At 37.7% G+C, this 18,479-nt stretch carries 15 protein-coding genes; 13 read left to right on the top strand and 2 right to left on the bottom strand.

Features of this window, described 5'->3' with window-relative positions; genetic code table 11:
• Window positions 1-176 precede the first annotated feature (176 nt).
• From HMPREF2988_RS00215 to HMPREF2988_RS00185, 7 genes are all read left to right on the top strand, one after another.
• Entirely contained in the window at window positions 177-2,954 is a 2,778-nt protein-coding gene (locus HMPREF2988_RS00215) for a sigma-54-dependent transcriptional regulator (protein ID WP_180363515.1), read from the top strand.
• 79 nt (window positions 2,955-3,033) lie between these two features.
• Window positions 3,034-3,453, top strand: a complete 420-nt coding sequence (locus HMPREF2988_RS00210; protein WP_070769765.1) for a PTS sugar transporter subunit IIA — start codon at window positions 3,034-3,036, stop codon at window positions 3,451-3,453.
• Window positions 3,454-3,464: 11 nt separating this feature from the next.
• Entirely contained in the window at window positions 3,465-3,935 is a 471-nt protein-coding gene (locus HMPREF2988_RS00205; protein ID WP_002287114.1) for a PTS sugar transporter subunit IIB, read from the top strand.
• 16 nt (window positions 3,936-3,951) lie between these two features.
• The gene (locus HMPREF2988_RS00200; protein WP_002315770.1) at window positions 3,952-4,731 is read left to right on the top strand and encodes a PTS mannose/fructose/sorbose/N-acetylgalactosamine transporter subunit IIC; all 780 of its coding nucleotides are present in this window, start codon (window positions 3,952-3,954) and stop codon (window positions 4,729-4,731) included.
• Window positions 4,718-5,539, top strand: coding sequence for a PTS system mannose/fructose/sorbose family transporter subunit IID (locus tag HMPREF2988_RS00195; protein WP_070769764.1), 822 nt, complete (start codon window positions 4,718-4,720; stop codon window positions 5,537-5,539). The genes HMPREF2988_RS00200 and HMPREF2988_RS00195 overlap by 14 nt, the downstream gene beginning before the upstream one ends.
• Window positions 5,540-5,555: 16 nt before the next feature.
• The gene (locus HMPREF2988_RS00190; RefSeq protein ID WP_024635816.1) at window positions 5,556-6,605 is read left to right on the top strand and encodes an SIS domain-containing protein; all 1,050 of its coding nucleotides are present in this window, start codon (window positions 5,556-5,558) and stop codon (window positions 6,603-6,605) included.
• A gap of 12 nt (window positions 6,606-6,617) precedes the next feature.
• Window positions 6,618-7,622: an SIS domain-containing protein gene (locus tag HMPREF2988_RS00185; RefSeq protein ID WP_070769763.1), complete on the top strand. Its 1,005-nt coding sequence runs from the start codon at window positions 6,618-6,620 to the stop codon at window positions 7,620-7,622.
• A gap of 63 nt (window positions 7,623-7,685) precedes the next feature.
• Here the strand turns inward: HMPREF2988_RS00185 and HMPREF2988_RS00180 are convergent, their stop codons facing one another.
• Both HMPREF2988_RS00180 and HMPREF2988_RS00175 read right to left on the bottom strand, forming a co-directional pair.
• The gene (locus tag HMPREF2988_RS00180) at window positions 7,686-8,330 is read right to left on the bottom strand and encodes a lytic polysaccharide monooxygenase auxiliary activity family 9 protein (RefSeq protein WP_002315774.1); all 645 of its coding nucleotides are present in this window, start codon (window positions 8,328-8,330) and stop codon (window positions 7,686-7,688) included.
• Window positions 8,331-8,461: 131 nt separating this feature from the next.
• Window positions 8,462-9,346 (bottom strand): Rgg family transcriptional regulator, encoded by an 885-nt coding sequence (locus tag HMPREF2988_RS00175; protein WP_070769762.1) that lies wholly within the window; start codon window positions 9,344-9,346, stop codon window positions 8,462-8,464.
• 205 nt (window positions 9,347-9,551) lie between these two features.
• Here HMPREF2988_RS00175 and HMPREF2988_RS00170 point away from each other — a divergent pair, with 205 nt between their 5' ends.
• From HMPREF2988_RS00170 to yfcC, 6 genes are all read left to right on the top strand, one after another.
• On the top strand, window positions 9,552-11,288 hold the full coding sequence (locus HMPREF2988_RS00170; protein WP_070769761.1) for a fibronectin type III domain-containing protein: 1,737 nt from the start codon (window positions 9,552-9,554) through the stop codon (window positions 11,286-11,288).
• A gap of 729 nt (window positions 11,289-12,017) precedes the next feature.
• Window positions 12,018-13,037 carry an NAD(P)H-dependent glycerol-3-phosphate dehydrogenase gene (locus tag HMPREF2988_RS00165; protein ID WP_070769760.1) on the top strand — a complete coding sequence of 340 codons (1,020 nt, stop codon included), beginning with the start codon at window positions 12,018-12,020 and terminating at the stop codon, window positions 13,035-13,037.
• Window positions 13,038-13,079: 42 nt separating this feature from the next.
• Window positions 13,080-13,961, top strand: coding sequence for a UTP--glucose-1-phosphate uridylyltransferase GalU (gene galU / locus HMPREF2988_RS00160; RefSeq protein ID WP_070769759.1), 882 nt, complete (start codon window positions 13,080-13,082; stop codon window positions 13,959-13,961).
• Window positions 13,962-14,261: 300 nt separating this feature from the next.
• On the top strand, window positions 14,262-14,639 hold the full coding sequence (locus HMPREF2988_RS00155; RefSeq protein WP_002328959.1) for a hypothetical protein: 378 nt from the start codon (window positions 14,262-14,264) through the stop codon (window positions 14,637-14,639).
• Window positions 14,640-15,245: 606 nt separating this feature from the next.
• A complete protein-coding gene (locus HMPREF2988_RS00150) occupies window positions 15,246-15,860 on the top strand; it encodes an SIS domain-containing protein (RefSeq protein ID WP_070769758.1) in 615 nt (204 codons plus the stop codon).
• A gap of 774 nt (window positions 15,861-16,634) precedes the next feature.
• Window positions 16,635-18,374, top strand: a complete 1,740-nt coding sequence (yfcC, locus tag HMPREF2988_RS00145) for a putative basic amino acid antiporter YfcC (RefSeq protein WP_002291032.1) — start codon at window positions 16,635-16,637, stop codon at window positions 18,372-18,374.
• Window positions 18,375-18,479: the final 105 nt, after the last annotated feature.

Here is an 18,479-nt window from a genome sequence, read left to right as displayed (position 1 = left end):
CTTGTTCTTTCTTTATTGTTTGGAAATCCCAGTATAAAAACCGGAAGGAACTGTTCTTTTTTAGAATAAAAATTATAAGGGATAAGTGAGCTGCTGTCTATAACAAGACATATTTTTCAACCCTTTATTAAAGATTTTATTGACAAAATGAATCCGTTTTCTATGATGGAATAGGGGTGGATAAGTTGTTAAAACACGAAATTTTATGCTACTTAGAGAACCAGACAGCCTTTTTCGATCTCAACCATATGAACGAGGTCTTTACAGCAAAAAGATTGGCTGAACATTTTGGGGTAAAAAGAAACACAGTCAGTCATTATTTGAACCAGTTGAATGAGGAGAAACTACTAGTCAAAATCAATTCTCGTCCAGTGGTTTATTTCCACAAAGAAGCTTTTGAAAAACAATTTTTTAAGTTACGTACGAATTTTTATTTTTCTATCAATGATCTTAAAGAAGAACAGCCTTTTTTCGCACAACCAAAAGATTTATTCTCTTTTATGATCGGACACGACGCCAGTTTGAAAGAAAGTATCGAACAAATCAAAACAGCTCTTTACTATCCAGATGGCGGACTGCCACTTTTGATCACAGGTGAAAGCGGCACAGGTAAAAGTTATTTAGTCCATTTAGTCTATCAGTATTGTCTGCTTCATGATTTACTAGAGGACTCTGCACCATTCATCACTTTCAATTGTGCACAATATGCAGATAATCCTGAACTGTTGACTAGCAATTTGTTTGGACATGTCAAAGGAGCTTACACTGGAGCAGAAGAAAATAAAAAAGGGGCTTTCGAAGCAGCAGATGGTGGAATCTTGTTTTTAGACGAGGTACATCGCTTAACACCAGAAGGGCAGGAAAAACTATTCACCTATCTTGATCAAGGTGTGATTTATCGTATGGGAGAACCTAATTTGTCACGGCGGATCAAAACACGTCTTTTTTTTGCCACAACAGAAGAGGCCACTAGTCATTTCTTAACCACTTTCATTCGAAGAATACCTATCCGAATCGAACTGCCTGCACTCAATCAGCGTAGTCGAAATGAACGGCTAGAACTGGTTTACTCTTTTTTTATCGAGGAACAAAGAAAAATGGGAAGCCCTTTGTCAGTCAGTGGCCCAGTTTTGTCACTTCTAGCAGGTCAAAAATTATCTGGAAACATAGGAGAGCTGAAAAATATTGTCAAAGTTTCAGCAGCAAAAGCGTATGCTGAACAACGTGAACAGTCGGAGATCCATGTCACCATCCATCATTTGCAAAAAGAACTACTCGCTGAGCCCATTACCAAAAATACAGCACAGCAAGGAATCTATATCACGCAAGACCAGACCTTAGAACAATTGATGGAAAAGCAACAACCAGAACAGCAACGAATCGTTAAAAGTTTTGAGCAAATCCTGCTTGATTTCAAAAAAAATAAGTGTCTTCTATATTCTTGCGAAGGAAAACTAAAACAAGAAGTGATCCAATTATTTGATTTTTTGCTATTTGAGACCAGTAGACAAGAAAAACACGAGCTGTTGGTTTATTGGACTCAATCTATCCGTGAGACCTTTCGACAAATGGAGTCTGCCTATCAAATCAAGTTCGATGGAAACAGTGTCTATGCCTTGAGTTACTATCTTTATCAGCGAAGCACTGTCAAATGGTTACCGGAAGAACATGCGATTATCCAACTAATCAAAGAATTAGAAAAACAGGTTTCTCAATCTTATCCATCTAGTTATCATTATGTCCAGCGAATCTTGGAACTGAGTAAGATTAAATTAGATATTGAAGTCACTAGTATGGATCGGATTTTACTGACGATCTATCTAAAAAAAGCAAAATGGTCAAAAGAAAAACAACTGCCAAAAGCAATGATTGCTGCGCACGGTTATGCAACTGCCAGCAGTATGGCAAATGTGGTCAATCGTTTATTACAAGAAGATCTATTTGAATCATTTGATATGCCGCTAGATGTCACACCACAGCAGATTGCTGCAGAAATCGTGGATTATTGCGAAAACAGCGATGTTTCAAATGGGTTGATCATATTAGTAGATATGGGATCTCTGAAAGAAATTCATCAGTTTTTTAAAAAACAATTATCTGTACCACTTTTGATTTTGAATAATGTGACGACACCTTTAGCCATCACAGTAGGGGAATGCTTGAAAAAAAATGCAGCTTTAGAAGAAATAGCAGAAGAGGCCGTTCGTCAAATCCAACCAGAATGGCGGCTCCTCTATCCACAAGAAAATAAACCCAAAGCACTCATTACTACCTGCTTCACTGGAATCGGCACGGCGGCTCACCTAAGTGAACTGCTAGAGAAAAGTTTGCCTACGACTTGTCAGTTGAAAATCATCCCATATGAATATCAGCGATTAAAAGATAAGAAAAACAGTGAACCATTGTTTTCCATATACGAAATCGTAGGGATCATAGGTACCGCAGATCCTGCTATCACCGATATCGACTATCTTTCATTAGAAGACCTCATCTCAGGAGAGAAGATGTCTGTACTAGCAGAATGGTTGGATTCTGCTATGAATGTTTCAGATAAGGAAACATTCAACCAGAACATCATTCGCAATTTTTCATTGGAGAAAGTACTGGACTCTGTGACTATTCTAGATACAGAAAAGGTGATGGAGGAAATCGATCATTTTATGCGAGAATTAGAGGTGCAGTTGAATCGAAGAATCAGTAATCCCAAAAAACTAGCGTTATATGTCCATGTGAGCTGTCTAATCGAACGTTTGATCCGACAAATGCCAATTGAAACCTATCAAGGATTAGAGAAATGGGAACAGTGTCAAAAAGAAGAGGTATCTGCTATTAAATCTGCGTTTAGTGTCATTGAAGAGCATTATAGTGTCATGATCCCTCATTCTGAGATTGCCTATATCTGTGATATTTTGAGTGAAAGTACAGAGTTACTCTCGATAGAAGAAGAATTTTGAACATAAGCAAGTTGCGGCCACTAACTTTGGCACGCAACTTGCTTTTTAGTATGTGTAAGTAAAAAGAGGAGATGAAAAAGTGGACAGAGAAATTATCTTAGCTTCCCATGGGAAATTTGCTTCAGGGATACTAGATTCATTAGAGCTAATCTATGGGAAAAATCATTCTATTACTGCATTGGACTGCTATACTGATGAGAATTTTGATTTAACGGAATCAGTAAGTCAGCTGTTTATGAGGTACAAAGATAAAGAAATCATTGTTCTGACGGATCTTTTTGGCGGAAGTGTCAACAATGAATTCTTACAATATATCAATCAGAATCATGTCTATCTTGTTGCCGGATTGAATTTGCCACTCTTGATTGAGCTAGTATCTCGGTTGGACGCTGAAGTAGAGACAACTGTTTTGATCCAGCAGGTGCTAACTGATTCAAAAAAAATGATCCAGTTTTGTAACGAACAGATCAATCAAAAAATAGAAGAAGACGAATTTTAGGAGGAAGAAGAATGATTGTATTGACAAGAGTTGACCATCGGTTATTACACGGACAAGTCGCTTTTTCTTGGACACAAACAATAGGCGCAGATTGTATTTTGATTGCCAATGATGATGTGCCTACTAATGAGATACGAAAGACAACAATCAAATTAGCCAAGCCGCAAGGAGTCAAACTAGTAATCAAATCCATTGATGACTCGATTGCCGCATTGAAAAGCGGTGTGACAGATAAATATAAGCTATTCATCGTAGTGGAATCAATCGAGGACGCATATAAGCTGGCAGAAGCGTATCCAGAAATCAAAACCATCAACTTAGGAGGGATCAAGGCGAAACCTGGTACTCGCAGTATTGGAAAAGCGGTGAATATTTTACCAGAAGAGGAGGAACGATTGAAAAGATTGATTGACAAACAAATAGAAGTGGAGATCCGTCAAGTACCGGCAGATAAAAAAGTGGACGTAAGGGAAGTTTTGTAAGAAAGGAAGAAACTCAATGATTGTACAAGCAGTCTTATTAGGTATCGTTGCATTTATCGCACAATCAGAATATGCATTAGGGACATCACTGCTTTCTCGTCCAATTGTGACGGGACTGTTTACAGGAATCGTGTTGGGTGATGTAAAAACTGGGATCGTCATGGGTGCCACTTTGGAGTTAGCATTTATCGGATCATTCTCAGTAGGTGCTTCGATCCCCCCTGATGTGGTGACCGGAGGAATTCTAGGCACGGCTTTTGCTATCACAGCTGGAGCTGGTACGGAAACGGCACTTTTACTAGGTTTACCAATTGCTACGTTGACATTGATATTGAAAAATATTTACTTAGGTCTTTTGATTCCAATTATGAACCATAAAGCGGACAGTTATGCAGAAGAAGGAAACTATAAAGGAGTCGAGCATATGCACTTGCTTGCCGGTTTCGGTCTTTCCTTGATGCTTGGTGTTGTGGTAATGGTTTCGTATATGGTGGGAAGCAATACGATCGGAAATCTACTCAATAAGATTCCTGACTTCGTTCAGAATGGCTTATCAGTAGCAACAGGGTTGATTCCAGCTCTTGGTTTCGCGATGCTCGCTCGCTTGCTGATTAACAAACAAGTTGCACCATACTTTTTCTTAGGTTTTGCTATAGCTTCTTACCTAGAGATTCCTGTGACCGGAGTAGCTATTTTTGGTGCAATTTTAGCCGTTGTGGTAGTCAATATCATGAATGTCCGTCAACTGCCACTTCAAACCACTGCAGGGGAGGTCGAAGAAGATGAAGAATTCTGAGAGTAAAAACAGCAAAATAACGAAAAAAGAACTGAATCATGTATTCTGGCGTTCTTTTCAAATGGAGTTTTCTTGGAACTATGAACGACAGATGAATATGGCTTATGTTTACGCAATGATTCCGATTTTGAAAAAGTTATATCAGTCAAAAGAAGAAATGGCAGCAGCTTTGAAACGGCATCTAGAGTTTTTCAACACGACCCCACATATCGTTACATTGATTTTAGGGATCACGGCTGCAATGGAGGAAGAAAATAAGGATGATCCTGAATTTGATGTGACCACGATCGACAGTATCAAAACATCTTTGATGGGACCACTTGCAGGGCTAGGGGATTCTTTCTTTTGGGGAACTTTACGATTGATTGCCACAGGTGTGGGCACCTCTTTAGCTATGCAAGGAAATATTTTAGGACCTATCTTGTTCATTTTGATTTTCAATATTCCGCACATTCTGTTCCGCTATCTAGCAACAGGTTGGGGTTATCGCTTAGGAACGGGTTTTTTGAAAAAGATTCAGGCAAACGGGATGATGGAAAGTTTGACATTAGGCGCGTCTATCATTGGGTTGATGGTCGTCGGAGCAATGACTGCCACGATGATTACTATCAATATTCCTTTAAAAATCGGTTCAGGAGAAAATGCTGTGACTGTTCAAAGTATTTTTGATGATATTGTCCCAAATATCTTATGTCTGGGTGCATTTGGTGCAGTGTTTTATCTATTGAAAAAAGAAGTAAAACCATTGACGATCTTGATCGGATTAGCTTTCTTTGGGATTTTTGGTTCGTGGATAGGGATTTTTTAGAAAAGGAGCAGAGAAAATGGTTACGATGCAAGATTATATTTATGAAGAAAAGGAAGTACTAAGTACGATCTTGAAAAAAAATGATTTTTCGACAAGAAAACAAATGAAAAAAACAACGAATCTGCTGATGCTAGCAACGGGTTCTTCTTACAACGCTTGTTTAGCAGCGAAGCCGGCATTGGAATCTTATGGCGAGCTAACTGTCGATATTCAAGAACCTTTTCATTTTGCTCATTATGGAAAACTTTCTCCATCAATCGATACTGTGATTGCTGTGTCACAAAGTGGGAAAAGTGCTTCTACTGTTGAAGCAGTAAAAATGATCCAAAAACAAGAAATACCGATTATTGCTGTCACAAATGACGTACAAAGTCCACTTGCTTTAGAAGCTACACAGATTATTGATTTAGGTGCTGGGATAGAAACAGTTGGCTTCGTTACAAAAGGCTATTCTGCTACTGTCTTACAGTTACTACTCTTAGGGCTAGGAATTGGGATAAGTAAAAATAATATCAGCAAAGAAATAGAACAAAACTACATGCAACAGTTACAAAAAATAATCGATCATTTACCAGTGATTATTCAAAAAACGGAAGAATTTTTTGATGAGTATCAAAGTTTGTTTCGTTTAACACAACGCTTCATCACTATTGGCTATGGTCCAAACTGGGGAACAGCGAAAGAAGCAGAAACGAAATTGACGGAAACAATCCGTGTCCCGTCACAAGGATTTGAGTTAGAAGCTTACATGCATGGCCCATATCTAGAGGCTGGTGCTTCCCATTTGCTGTTCTTTATTGAAGGGGACAATGAAAATAAGGAACGTTCACAAAAGTTGCGGAGATATATGAGTCAGTATGTTGGAGAGGCTCTCACAATTACCACAAAAAAAGCAAGAGACGAGAAAACACTTGGATTAGCAATAGAATGTGATGAATATCTGTCTATATTAGCACTTGTCGTTCCATTTCAACTATTCGCTTATAAAATCGCAGCAGCTAAAGGAATCGACTTGAACAAAAAGATCTTTGAAGACTTTGATACAGTCTTGAAAAGTAAATTATAAGAGGTGGAAATCATGTTGAAATTCAATGAAGAAGAACAAATCAAAGCAATAAAAGGTGCACTAGCTTTACGTCCGCAAGTAGAAAAAATCATCGATAAACTTTATACGGAACAATTCGATGCTGTCTATTATTTAGGAATTGGTGGAACATATGCTTCTTCGATGCAAGCTGTCACTTATATGAATGGGAAAAGCAACTTGCCTGTCTTTGTACAGCATGCTGCAGAATATTACACTACTGGGAACAAAAGATTAACAAAAGATTCTATTGTCGTCGTGTCCTCTGTTACTGGGACAACCCAAGAAGTAGTGAAAGCAGTAGAAGAAATCAAGAAAGTAGGAGCGACACTGATTGGATTTATCGATAAAGCGGAGAGTAAGTTGTCTCAACTATGCGATTTTGTGGTTACTTATCCAGCTCCCGGAACAGAACAAATCAAATTTTTTATGGTAGCAGATCGATTGATGTATTTGCATGGGGAATTCGAAGATTACTCAGAGTACTATGAACAGCTCGAACATTATTTGCCAACAGGGTTAGTTGAAGCAGAGAAAAAAGCAGATGCATTTGGCTTATCATTTGCAGAAAAGCATCGACGTGATAGCATGCATTATTTTATCGGAGCAGGGAATCAATGGGGAGCTGTTTATTCATATGCCATGTGTTATTGGGAAGAACAAAGCTGGCTCCCATCGAAATCTATCCATGCTGCCGAGTTTCTTCACGGGACGTTAGAGATCGTTGAAGAAACGACCCCAGTCACTTTATTTTTAGGCGAAGATGAACAGAGAGTGTTATCTGAACGTGTAGCTAAACTTTTGCCAAAAATTTGTAGTAATTATACATTGATAGATACAAAAGACTATCCAGTAGAAGGTATCAGCGAAAAATATCGCGGACGTGTGTTGTCTTTCTTATTGATGCATGCAGTGACACAGCGTATCGATGCACATGTCGAACAGCTGAATTGTCATCCATTAGAGATACGCCGCTACTATCGTCAGTTTGATTATTAGGATCGATTGGATGAAAAGAATATAAAAAATAAAGAGAGCAGCGACAACTGCTCCCTTTATTTTTTAGTTGTTTTCCAAGTCAGTTAATGCATTACGATTTTGAACATTGACATCGATTACATTATAAAATGCGTTATTTGTATCAGCTACATCCCAAACTGCTAAAATGACATGATACCCCAGACGATTGCTAGGAATATTGATTGTATGAGTCGGATTAGTAATAGACGAATTACCACCATTATTTACTTCACCAATGAATTCCAGGTCATTTCTATTCAATGGGGCATTTGGATTCCAACCATTTTTAGTCATGTAATAGTGCCATTTCGTCGTTGCGTGGTCAGCTGTGAAATGCCAAGTGAATCGGTTTGCCCCAGTAGTTAAGTTGTTTTTTGTCCATAACGTAGCTGTTTGTTTATCCAAAACAAAGTCACCTACTGCACCATTAGCAGAAGCAATCCGACCATTTGCAGGTCCAGCCGAAGGGAATCCTTTTGGTGCCTCTAAAGATTGTGGTTCGTTGATGATACGACCATACTTTTCAAAAGCACTTTGCCAATTATTCCTACTATCTAGAGCACCTTGATAGCCACGGCTGATAGGTTGTGAAACATAGCCATGAGCCGAGACATCTACAGAAGACAAAGCGGCGATTCCTGTTGTAGCAAGTAACATTCCTAATCCCAATAAAGTACTTTTTTTCATTTGATGATTCCTCCAGTTAGATAAAATATTTTAAGAAAAGGTTTCCTTTTCGTAAGATAGTATAAAATGTATTATTTAAATATTATTTTTTTGTATGGTATTGCAACAAAAATAAAAAACTAGAAGAATGACTATTGATAAATAGCCTTATCATTTTTATGTATAGTTTTTTTCAAAAGAGAATCTCTCAATTCAATGATCTCTTCTTTCACTTCCTCTAGTCCTAGCCATTCAAAGAAATGGATTGCTTCGTCAATTTCTTCTAGTGCTCGTTCATTGCCATCTGCTAATAGAGCTAAAGCAGTGAATGCTTTGTAACGGGCTAAGTCTAACGTATGTTTATAACGGTCACTTACTTTTTTCCATTCTCCTAAAAATAGTTTTCTAAGAAAAACAGAAGAACGATGAAAAGATAGATGTATACCGTTCAAAAGAAAATTTGATAATAATTCGGAATAATGAGCAGTATCGACATATGCTTTCATTTTTATGACACTACGCTGAAAAGAATGATAAATATACTCGTCATCGAATATAAATAAACAATTGGAAAAAATAGAAAGTTCATAGTGTCCCCATGTATCGATACCTTCCAAGTACTTTTTGATAATAGAAACTTCTGTCAAAGTTTCCGAACGAGTGAGCTTTCGGTTTCCCAGATATTGATCAATTAGTATACGTTGCGTATATAGCAGGCGATAATAAATATTCCCAGTTTTTTTATATTCTTTTAGCAGTTCATTCTCTTGCTCTTTTGTTAAATATTTTGTTGTGATCAGGTAATTAGAAAGTTTTTGTTTACTTGTAAGAGTATTGTTGTTCAGCAAAAATTGATATTCTTCAAGTGTAACATTCATCCGTTCAAGGTAATCCACTAACAATTCAAAACTGATTTTTGTTCCTCTAGATTCAAAAGCAGCTAATGTCCCTCGCTGAGAAAGCCCCTCAGTTAATTGAGCTTGTGTCAGTCCACGTTCTTTTCTTAGTTTTCGAATTAAAGAAGCATGTTTTATCATGTAAGTTACCTCCATACGTTTTTATGAATATAAGATAACACAAGGCTGTTATCTAAGGACGAAAATGTCAATTATGTACTATTTTTGATAAAAAGTGCTCATGCTTTAAAAGCAATTTTTATTTATGTTGTAATAACATACAAAAAATGAAAAACAGTCGTTGTTAAAATAAACTATAGTTACCAAATATTAGGAGGTATGATGAATGAAAAAAAATTTTTGGCTGTCATTGGCAGCAATCGGCTGTTTCGCTGGAGGCGGACAATCTATACATGCTGCACAAGATTCCGCGGCATTGATGCCGGATATCTCAGAAAAGCAAATTGCTGTTGGTTATTATCATAACTGGGAACCGGAGCAAGGTGCGGGATATAGAGGTGGGAAACCAGCAGAGACAGACTTAGGAAAGATCAATCCGTTTTACAATGTCATCGCAGTATCTTTTATGAAAGGCGAAGGAATCCCTACATTTGAGCCATTTAATATGAGTGATGAAGAATTCAGAAGCAAAGTGGCTGCCCTGAATGAAGAAGGACGATCAGTTATCATTTCTTTAGGCGGAGCTGATTCCCATATCGAATTGCACAGAGGACAAGAACAAGCATTTGCAGATGAAGTGATTCGGTTGGTAGAAACTTATGGTTTTGATGGTTTAGACATTGATTTAGAACAAAGCGCCATTACGGCAGGAGATAACCAGCAAGTGATTCCAGAAGCGTTGAAAATCGTACGAGATCATTATAAAAAGCAAGGAAAACACTTTATTATTTCTATGGCACCTGAATTCCCTTATTTGAGAACAGCGGGAGGCTATGTACCTTATATCACTGCATTAGAAAATGAGTATGATTTTATTGCACCACAACTATATAATCAGGCGGGCGACGGATTAAGCGTGGGAGACGAATGGATTGCTCAGAACAATGACAGTCGAAAATATGATTTCTTATATGGTATGTCAAAAGCCTTGCATAACGGAGAGAGTGGATACATTCGGATACCAGCAGATCGTCTGGCTTTGGGGATTCCAGCAAATAACGATGCGGCAGCCAACGGTTATGTGCAAGATCCATCCGTTGTCTATCAAGTATTCGAACAAATGGAAAAAGAACGTACACCTTTGAAAGGTTTGATGACTTGGAGCGTGAACTGGGACGAAGGGGTAAACTCAGCTGGCATTTCTTATAATGAATCATTTGCGAAAGCTTATCAAAATCTGTTTACGGAACAAGAACCAGATACAGAGAAACCTTCTAAACCGACCAATTTTCGAGGAACAGCAACAAGTACGACAGTCACATTGTCTTGGACTGCGTCAACGGATAACGTTCGTGTGTCACATTATAATATTTATGAAAACAATCGATTAGTAGGAACAAGCAACACTACGAATTATATACATACAGGTTTACAACCAGAAACGACTTATTCTTATACGATTGAAGCGGTCGATCCATCAGGAAATATTTCTGCACGTTCCGATAGATTGAATATCCGTACGCAAGAAGCAACAGCTTTACCAGCACCTTCTATTCCAAACGGGTTGAGCATCAACCATGTGACACAATCAACAGTTCGTTTGGTATGGCAAGAAAATAGCTTATTGGAAGAAGTACTTTATTATGAAATATACAGAGATGGCAAGAAGATCGCTACCTCACAAACCGCTGTATTTGAAGATCAAAATTTAACAGCTTCTACTGCGTATCGCTATCAAGTTCGTGCAGTCAATCGGACAGGTGTTTCTTTACTAAGCCAGTCTGTCACAGCAAGAACCCTAGACGAGAACGGCCAAGGAAATTCTTGGACAGTCGGTACTTTTTATCAAGCAGGAGACATAGTCACATATAATGGTATTCAATATCGTTGCTTGCAAGCGCATATTGCAGCCGCACATTGGGCACCAGATACGACCTTCTCTTTATGGCAAAAAATAAGTTGATGATGAGGTCGTGATAGAAGCTACTTCTGTAACACCGTTTATCAAGCGGTTGTGAAATCAATACTTTGACCTAAGTATTACAGAAACAAAACGGCAAAATAGTTTTTCATATTTTGCCGTTTTTTAATCTAATATTGAGGGTGAGCTGATTGAACACTGTGTATCAAGAGATAATAAGCCTGATGTATAACTGCGTGTCACATCATTTACTCGGAATAAGGAGGATACGACTTTTATCAAAATTTCTACCATGTATTGATTTAAGCAAAGAGCGTGGGACAAAAGTAAAGAACACTTTTGTCTCACGCTCTAAACACGTATAAACGGCGGAAGCAGAAGCAACTCCTTCGGAAATAAGCTGAAATTCACAAAAATTTGAAAAGCAATTTTCGTGAATTCCTTCTTATTTCTTGGAGTAAAACGCTTCTGTCCCAGCCTCTTCTTGTATGTAGCTTCAATTAAGGGTTGTTAGGAGAAACTTCCCAGCCTCCCAATGGTAATGGTAATGGAAACATAGTCAAACCTCCTTTCTCTTAGTGACAAATAAAGTATAACAAGTGTAAAAAGAAAAAAATTAAAATGTACGCTATTGCAACATTTAATAGATTATTTCAAGTGAAAGTCGATAAAAGAATTAAACAAACACTTAAAAACAATGGAAATTAGTCCAAACTTTAAGAAATGTATACTATAATGGAAATTATCAATTATTTATTTGGAGGAATATCCATGAAACAAAAAATCGCAGTTCTTGGTCCTGGATCATGGGGCACTGCTTTAGCACAAACATTGGCAGAAAACGGGCATGATGTCCGTATTTGGGGAAATGTACCTGAACAGATTGACGAAATCAATACGTATCATACAAATCAACATTTTTTACCCGATATGACGATCCCAGAATCGATTATCGGATATAAAGAATTGGCAGAAGCAGTGGATGACGCAGATGCTATTTTGTTTGTCGTTCCGACAAAAGCGATCCGTTCAGTCGCCCAGGAACTTATTGGTAAAATGAATACTAAGCCCGTCATTATCCATGCAAGTAAAGGCCTAGAACAAGATACGCATAAACGGATCTCAGAAGTTTTGGCTGAAGAAATTCCAGAAGAAAAACGACAGGCAATCGTCGTATTATCTGGCCCTAGTCATGCGGAAGAAGTAGCAGTTCATGATATTACAACGATTACAGCTGCAAGTATCGATCAAAAAGCAGCTGCTTATGTACAAGAATTATTCATGAATGATTATTTCAGGATTTATACAAATAATGATGTGATTGGTGTAGAAACTGGCGCAGCATTAAAAAATATCATTGCTATTGGTGCCGGTGCTATCCATGGGCTAGGGTTCGGAGACGATGCAAAAGCGGCCATCATGACTCGCGGATTAGCAGAAATTAGTCGTCTTGGTGTAGCAATGGGTGCCAATCCGCTGACGTTTATCGGTTTGAGCGGTGTTGGGGACTTGATTGTTACTTGTACAAGTGTTCATTCCCGTAATTGGCGCGCCGGTAACTTACTAGGACAGGGACATAAACTGGAAGAAGTTTTGGAAAACATGGGAATGGTCGTTGAAGGTGTGGCAACGACAAAAGCAGCAGTCGAGCTAGCACAACAGCTAGGGGTTGAGATGCCAATTACTCAAACCATCTATAATGTTTTGTATAATGGAGAAGATATTAAAAAAGCAGCAAAAGAAATCATGCTACGTGACGGAAAAATGGAGAATGAATTTTCTCTTCGTTAAATAGATGATTAACAGGTAAGCGTCGTTTAGGAGGAACAGTAAGTGAAGGTCAAAAAAGCAGTTATTCCTGCCGCTGGGCTAGGAACACGTTTTTTGCCGGCAACAAAAGCCATGGCAAAAGAAATGCTTCCAATCGTGGATAAGCCAACGATCCAATTTATTGTGGAAGAAGCATTGGATTCGGGAATCGAAGATATCTTGATCGTAACGGGAAAAGAAAAGAGACCCATCGAAGATCATTTTGATGCAAATATCGAATTGGAAAACAATTTGCGGGAAAAGGAAAAAACAGAACTACTCGCTTTAGTTGAAGAAACGACTCATGTCAATCTTCACTTCATCCGTCAATCTCATCCAAGAGGACTGGGGGATGCCGTGCTTCAAGCAAAAGCATTCATAGGGAATGAACCATTTGTTGTCATGCTCGGGGATGATTTGATGAAAGATGATATCCCACTGACTCAACAATTGATGATGGATTATGAAGAAACACAATCTTCTGCTGTTGCCGTCATGCGTGTACCAGAAAATGAAACCTCTAAATATGGAATTATTGATCCTAAAACAGATAACGAAAAGGGACGTTGCAGAGTAAATGGTTTTGTAGAAAAACCTGAACTTGGAAAAGCACCAAGCAATTTAGCCATTATCGGACGTTATCTGCTGACTCCCAAAATATTTGAGATATTAGCAACTCAAGAACCAGGAGCAGGGAACGAGATACAACTAACGGATGCACTCCAGTCCCTTAACCAAACAGAAGCGGTCTATGCGAGAGAATTTAAAGGAAAAAGGTATGACGTAGGCGATAAGCTAGGATATATGAAGACAAATATTGAATATGGACTTCATCATCCGGAAATCGGCGCATCGTTAAGCGCATATATTATCCAGTTGAGCAAAGAGCTAAGAACAGGAAATTAACTGGAAATAAGTGACCTGCTGAGAATAAAAAACAAATGGGTATTAAAGCGGCAGCTTGTGCGTCATTTGCGCAACTGTCGTTTTTATTTTTTGACGCTAAGTGAATGAAGACGAGGAAAAATGAAAGATAGAAAAAGACTTTCGTGAATATATTTAGAAAATTTTCTGCTAATGGTTTAATTTTTTTTTAAGTTACATAAAAGAAAATGATTACATAAGAGAAATGAAAGCCAATCCAGAAGATTCATAGTAGAATAAAAAGGCGAATTTTTTTAATTATAAAAAAGGTGTGTGTCCACTATGGGAAAATTAGTCGCTATTGCGCAGTCGCTACTTGATATACTCAAGTGGCTGATGGAAGGAAATAATTGGGTATTTGTGTTACCACTATTGCTCATTAGTCTATTTATCATGTTCAAAATGGTCAGAAAAAAAGAAAGATTCCTGATTTTTATCTGGTATGCAGCGTCTATTGCAGTTGCTAGCTTGATGATCGAACTGGCGTTAGGTAGTTGGGAAGCTTGCATATTTGCCTTATTTTTTGCTGTATTGTATCTGCTCATTTATATTCCTTATAGGAAAAGAAAGTCTCGGATCGGAAGAAAGGGTAGACATGCCACTACTTTTTCTAGTACAGATTCTCCAGAACAAAGCAGAAGAGCGAGAAGAAGACGGTAATATTTAGTATGTATACGCAAAAAAAGATAAAATAATGGACAAAATATTGAGTTGAGAGATTTATTTAATTGGTGAGAAAAAACTTTTTTCACTTATTTAAAAGAATCTTTTCAAAAAGGAATGCTTGCTACATAAGGACAAGTCATTCCTTTTTTTTATGTTATTTATTTGTAAAAAAATCATACCAATGTTTTTTTGTGTTTTCGTACTTGCACTTGAATAAGAGATTACTTACAATGAGTTCAGATAGAAACAGCTGAATAAAAAAAGGCTCCCTGACCCTTAGTTGGCGCTAAGAATCAGGGAATGACCAGTCACACTCATACACCCTGACCGATCATTTTGCCATAGTCAATGCAGTGCATCGACCTTATTTATTGTACCTAATCTAAGGGGAAAATTCTACCCCTATGTAGAGATTTTCTATGGTCTGCACGTTGTTTTATTTGCTATGTCAAGGTATTGGGCGTATTCGTTCAATACCTTTTTTGCGTTTGAAACAGCAAAGACCGCATGTGTTACTGTTTATCTTCTGTTTTTTATGTATTTCCTTAGATTAGGCAGCTGTTTCTATTCATGTCAAGTATAGCTAGGCGGGAGAGAAAAATGAGTTTATGTTATTTTGACTATTATTACCAATTGGAAGAGAAATTAAGGATAGAAGAGCCGTTGATGGTTCAAGCAGGAACTTGGATTGCGAAACAAATCAATCAAGGCGGAAGATTGCAGATATATGCTAGTCGCACACTAAGTGGTGTAGCATTTGAATTTTGGGATCAAACACCGGACCTTGTGCCGAGTATATTGATTGAGAACCCAGCCGGAGGTGTCTATGAAACGCTAGAAGGGGCAGGACAAGCGATTATTGATGAGCTTTCTGTCAAACCAGACGACATTTTTCTACTTCTTTCGAATGAAGGAAGAAATCCAGCAATCATTGAGTTGGCTCAATGGATCAAAGAAAATGGACATCCTTTGATCATTGTTACTGGATTTGATTTGTCACGAAGCATCAAGTCCCAGCATAGCAGTGGTTTGAGATTATTTGAATTTGCTGATTTAGTTTTGGATAACCATGCCAATCTGCATGATGCAGTCTTGACTTTGCCGAATTTAGATCCAGCAATCTGTGGAACAGCCTCTCTTGCAACGATTTTTTTGCTTCAACAGGTTTTGTATTTTACAGCAAAACAGCTAGTTCAGGAAACAAGAGGAAAATAGTTTTCCACATAATGACCAAAGTCTCTTTAAAAAAACGTTGTTCCACGTAAATATGGAGTGTTTGAAACAAAGAAAACGATTTTTAAAGAAAAGCAGTAATAATCATTTTTTATTTTTTTGTTATTTTAAGTTTGTTTAGCTCTAGAGGGCAACCTTTTTTTTCGAAAGTACGTTATTTTTATAAGTTGTTTCACAATGAGAAGAAAAGAGCTATAAAAATATGCAATGCTAGATAGACAAAAAAATAGCGGAAAAAGAGACAAGAAAGAATCCGCATGGATCCTTTCTTGTCTCTTAATACACGTTGATGAAAGAGTCTTCCCCAAAACTCTTTACAATGTAATTATAGTACATTTGTTATCATTATTGCAATGAAGTTTACCTGATATAACAAAATTGTCGAAGAAGATTCCTTTTTCTAATAGAAAGAAAATATACAAAAAATGAAAGATATGAGATGAATATTTATTATTATTTTTTGCTTTTTTGCAATGAAATACAATTTATTCACGATTATAAAATGAAAAAATCAGGACGGGATTTCCGCTAATTTAAAAATAAAAAAAGAATTTTAAGGAAAAACAGAGAAATAAAATACTTAATATAAATGGAAAAAGAAAAAAATAGTCATACATATGAGAAAAAAAGCAAAATAGAAAAAAGTGATTTTCTAATAAATTATTCATGTGGAATTGACATTTTTACTGTATAATTCATTTGATTATCCATTTTTTATTCATCAAAATTACTGAGAAAAGAAAGGAAGAAATAAATTTGAAGAAAACAAATTCTTCAGGAAAACCGAAACGTGACTTCACTAAATTATCGACACCCCATACGTATGTCATTATTTTTGGTGTAGTCATCTTTGCATGGATACTGACTTTTGTCGTACCAGCAGGAAAGTTCAGCACGCAAGACATTGAATATAAAGATGCGAATGGCGAAACAAGTACTCGTACTGTTTTACGCCAAGATTCCTTCCGTTATGCTTACGAGCTGGATAAATCGTATGTATTTGATCAATTAGAAGAACTGCAAGACCATCCAGCAGAACGTGAAAAACTGGATGTTCCTGAAAAAGGATTGGAAAAAGTCATTGCTGACGGAGAAAAAAATCTTACGCAAGAAAAACTAGATGAAATTTCCTTAACAGATGATGTTCTTTACGATGAGTATGGCGAAAATATCTATGATACTTCTAAAAAATTGCATAAAACAGCCAAAATATGGGGAACAGACGATTTTGGTGGCTTTGGCTTCTTAAATTTTGTTTTTGAAGGTCTAGTATCTGGAGATAAATATGGATCTGCTGTAGGGATTGCTGCATTGATCCTTGTTGTCGGAGGTGCTTTTGGTATTATTATGCGTACCGGAGCGATTGATGCAGGAATCTATGCGTTTATCAGTAAAACGAAGGGACTGGAGCGTTTAGCTTTACCGCTATTATTCTTTGCTTTTTCATTCGGGGGCGCTACATTTGGGATGGCAGAAGAGGTAATTCCATTCTCAATGGTGATGGTTCCATTCGTCATTGCCTTAGGATATGACTCGATCGTAGCAGTAACCGTGACTTATGTCGCATCTCAAGTCGGAAATGCGACCTCTTGGATGAGTCCGTTTAGCGTAGCTGTAGCTCAAGGGATTGCTGGAATCCCAGTGTTGTCTGGTGCGACATTCCGATTGATTATGTGGGTAGTTGTTACTGCCTTAGCAGCTGGTTATATGATGATATATGCAGAAAAAATCCGTAAAAAACCGGAAAGTTCGTTGACTTATAAATCAGATGATTATTTCCGTTCTCATATCAAAAAGACATCTGATGAAAATAAAAAATTCATGCTTGGGCATAAACTGATTTTAGTAGAGATGTTAGCTGTTCTTGTTTGGATCGTTTGGGGCGTGACTCAAAAAGGCTATTACATCCCCGAAATCGCTTCTCAATTCTTTGTGATGGGATTAGTTGCCGGAATCATTGCTGTTCTTTTCAAATTAGATGGAATGAAAGTCAATGACATCGCTTCTTCTTTCCAATCTGGTGCAGCTGATCTAGCTGGTACAGCAATCGTAGTAGGGATGGCCAAAGGAATCCTTCTCGTCTTAGGTGGATCCGATGCGTCTGTTCCTTCAGCTTTGAATACGATTTTGCATGGAATCGGGACGGCATTGACCGGTGTGCCAGCTGTCATTGGCGCTTGGGCGATGTATATCTTCCAAAGTTTGTTCAACTTGGTTGTTACATCAAATTCAGGACAAGCAGCTTTGACCATGCCGATTATGGCTCCATTGGCAGATTTAGTCGGTGTATCCAGACAAGTAGCAGTTCTTGCTTATCAGCTTGGTTCTGGTTTCATGGATGCTTTTACGCCCGTATCAGCTAGCTTGATTGGTGTGTTAGGTGTTGCACGGATCGAATGGGCAAAATGGGCAAGGTTCCAAATCAAGATGCAAGGATTCCTGTTTGTTTTGGGAACTATTTTCATCATGATTGCTATTGCGATCGGTCTGCAGTAGTACTGGAGACATAAGTAAATAAAAAAAGTAATCCAAACAGTAGATAAATGACTCCAAGAACCGTCATTTTACGGTAAAATCAAAGGAGTAAAGATTCTATCGTTT

The sequence above is a fragment of the Enterococcus sp. HMSC061C05 genome (assembly GCF_001814765.1).
GTDB classification, from domain to species: domain Bacteria; phylum Bacillota; class Bacilli; order Lactobacillales; family Enterococcaceae; genus Enterococcus_B; species Enterococcus_B lactis.
This window is presented reverse-complemented; position numbering and strand designations above follow the sequence as displayed.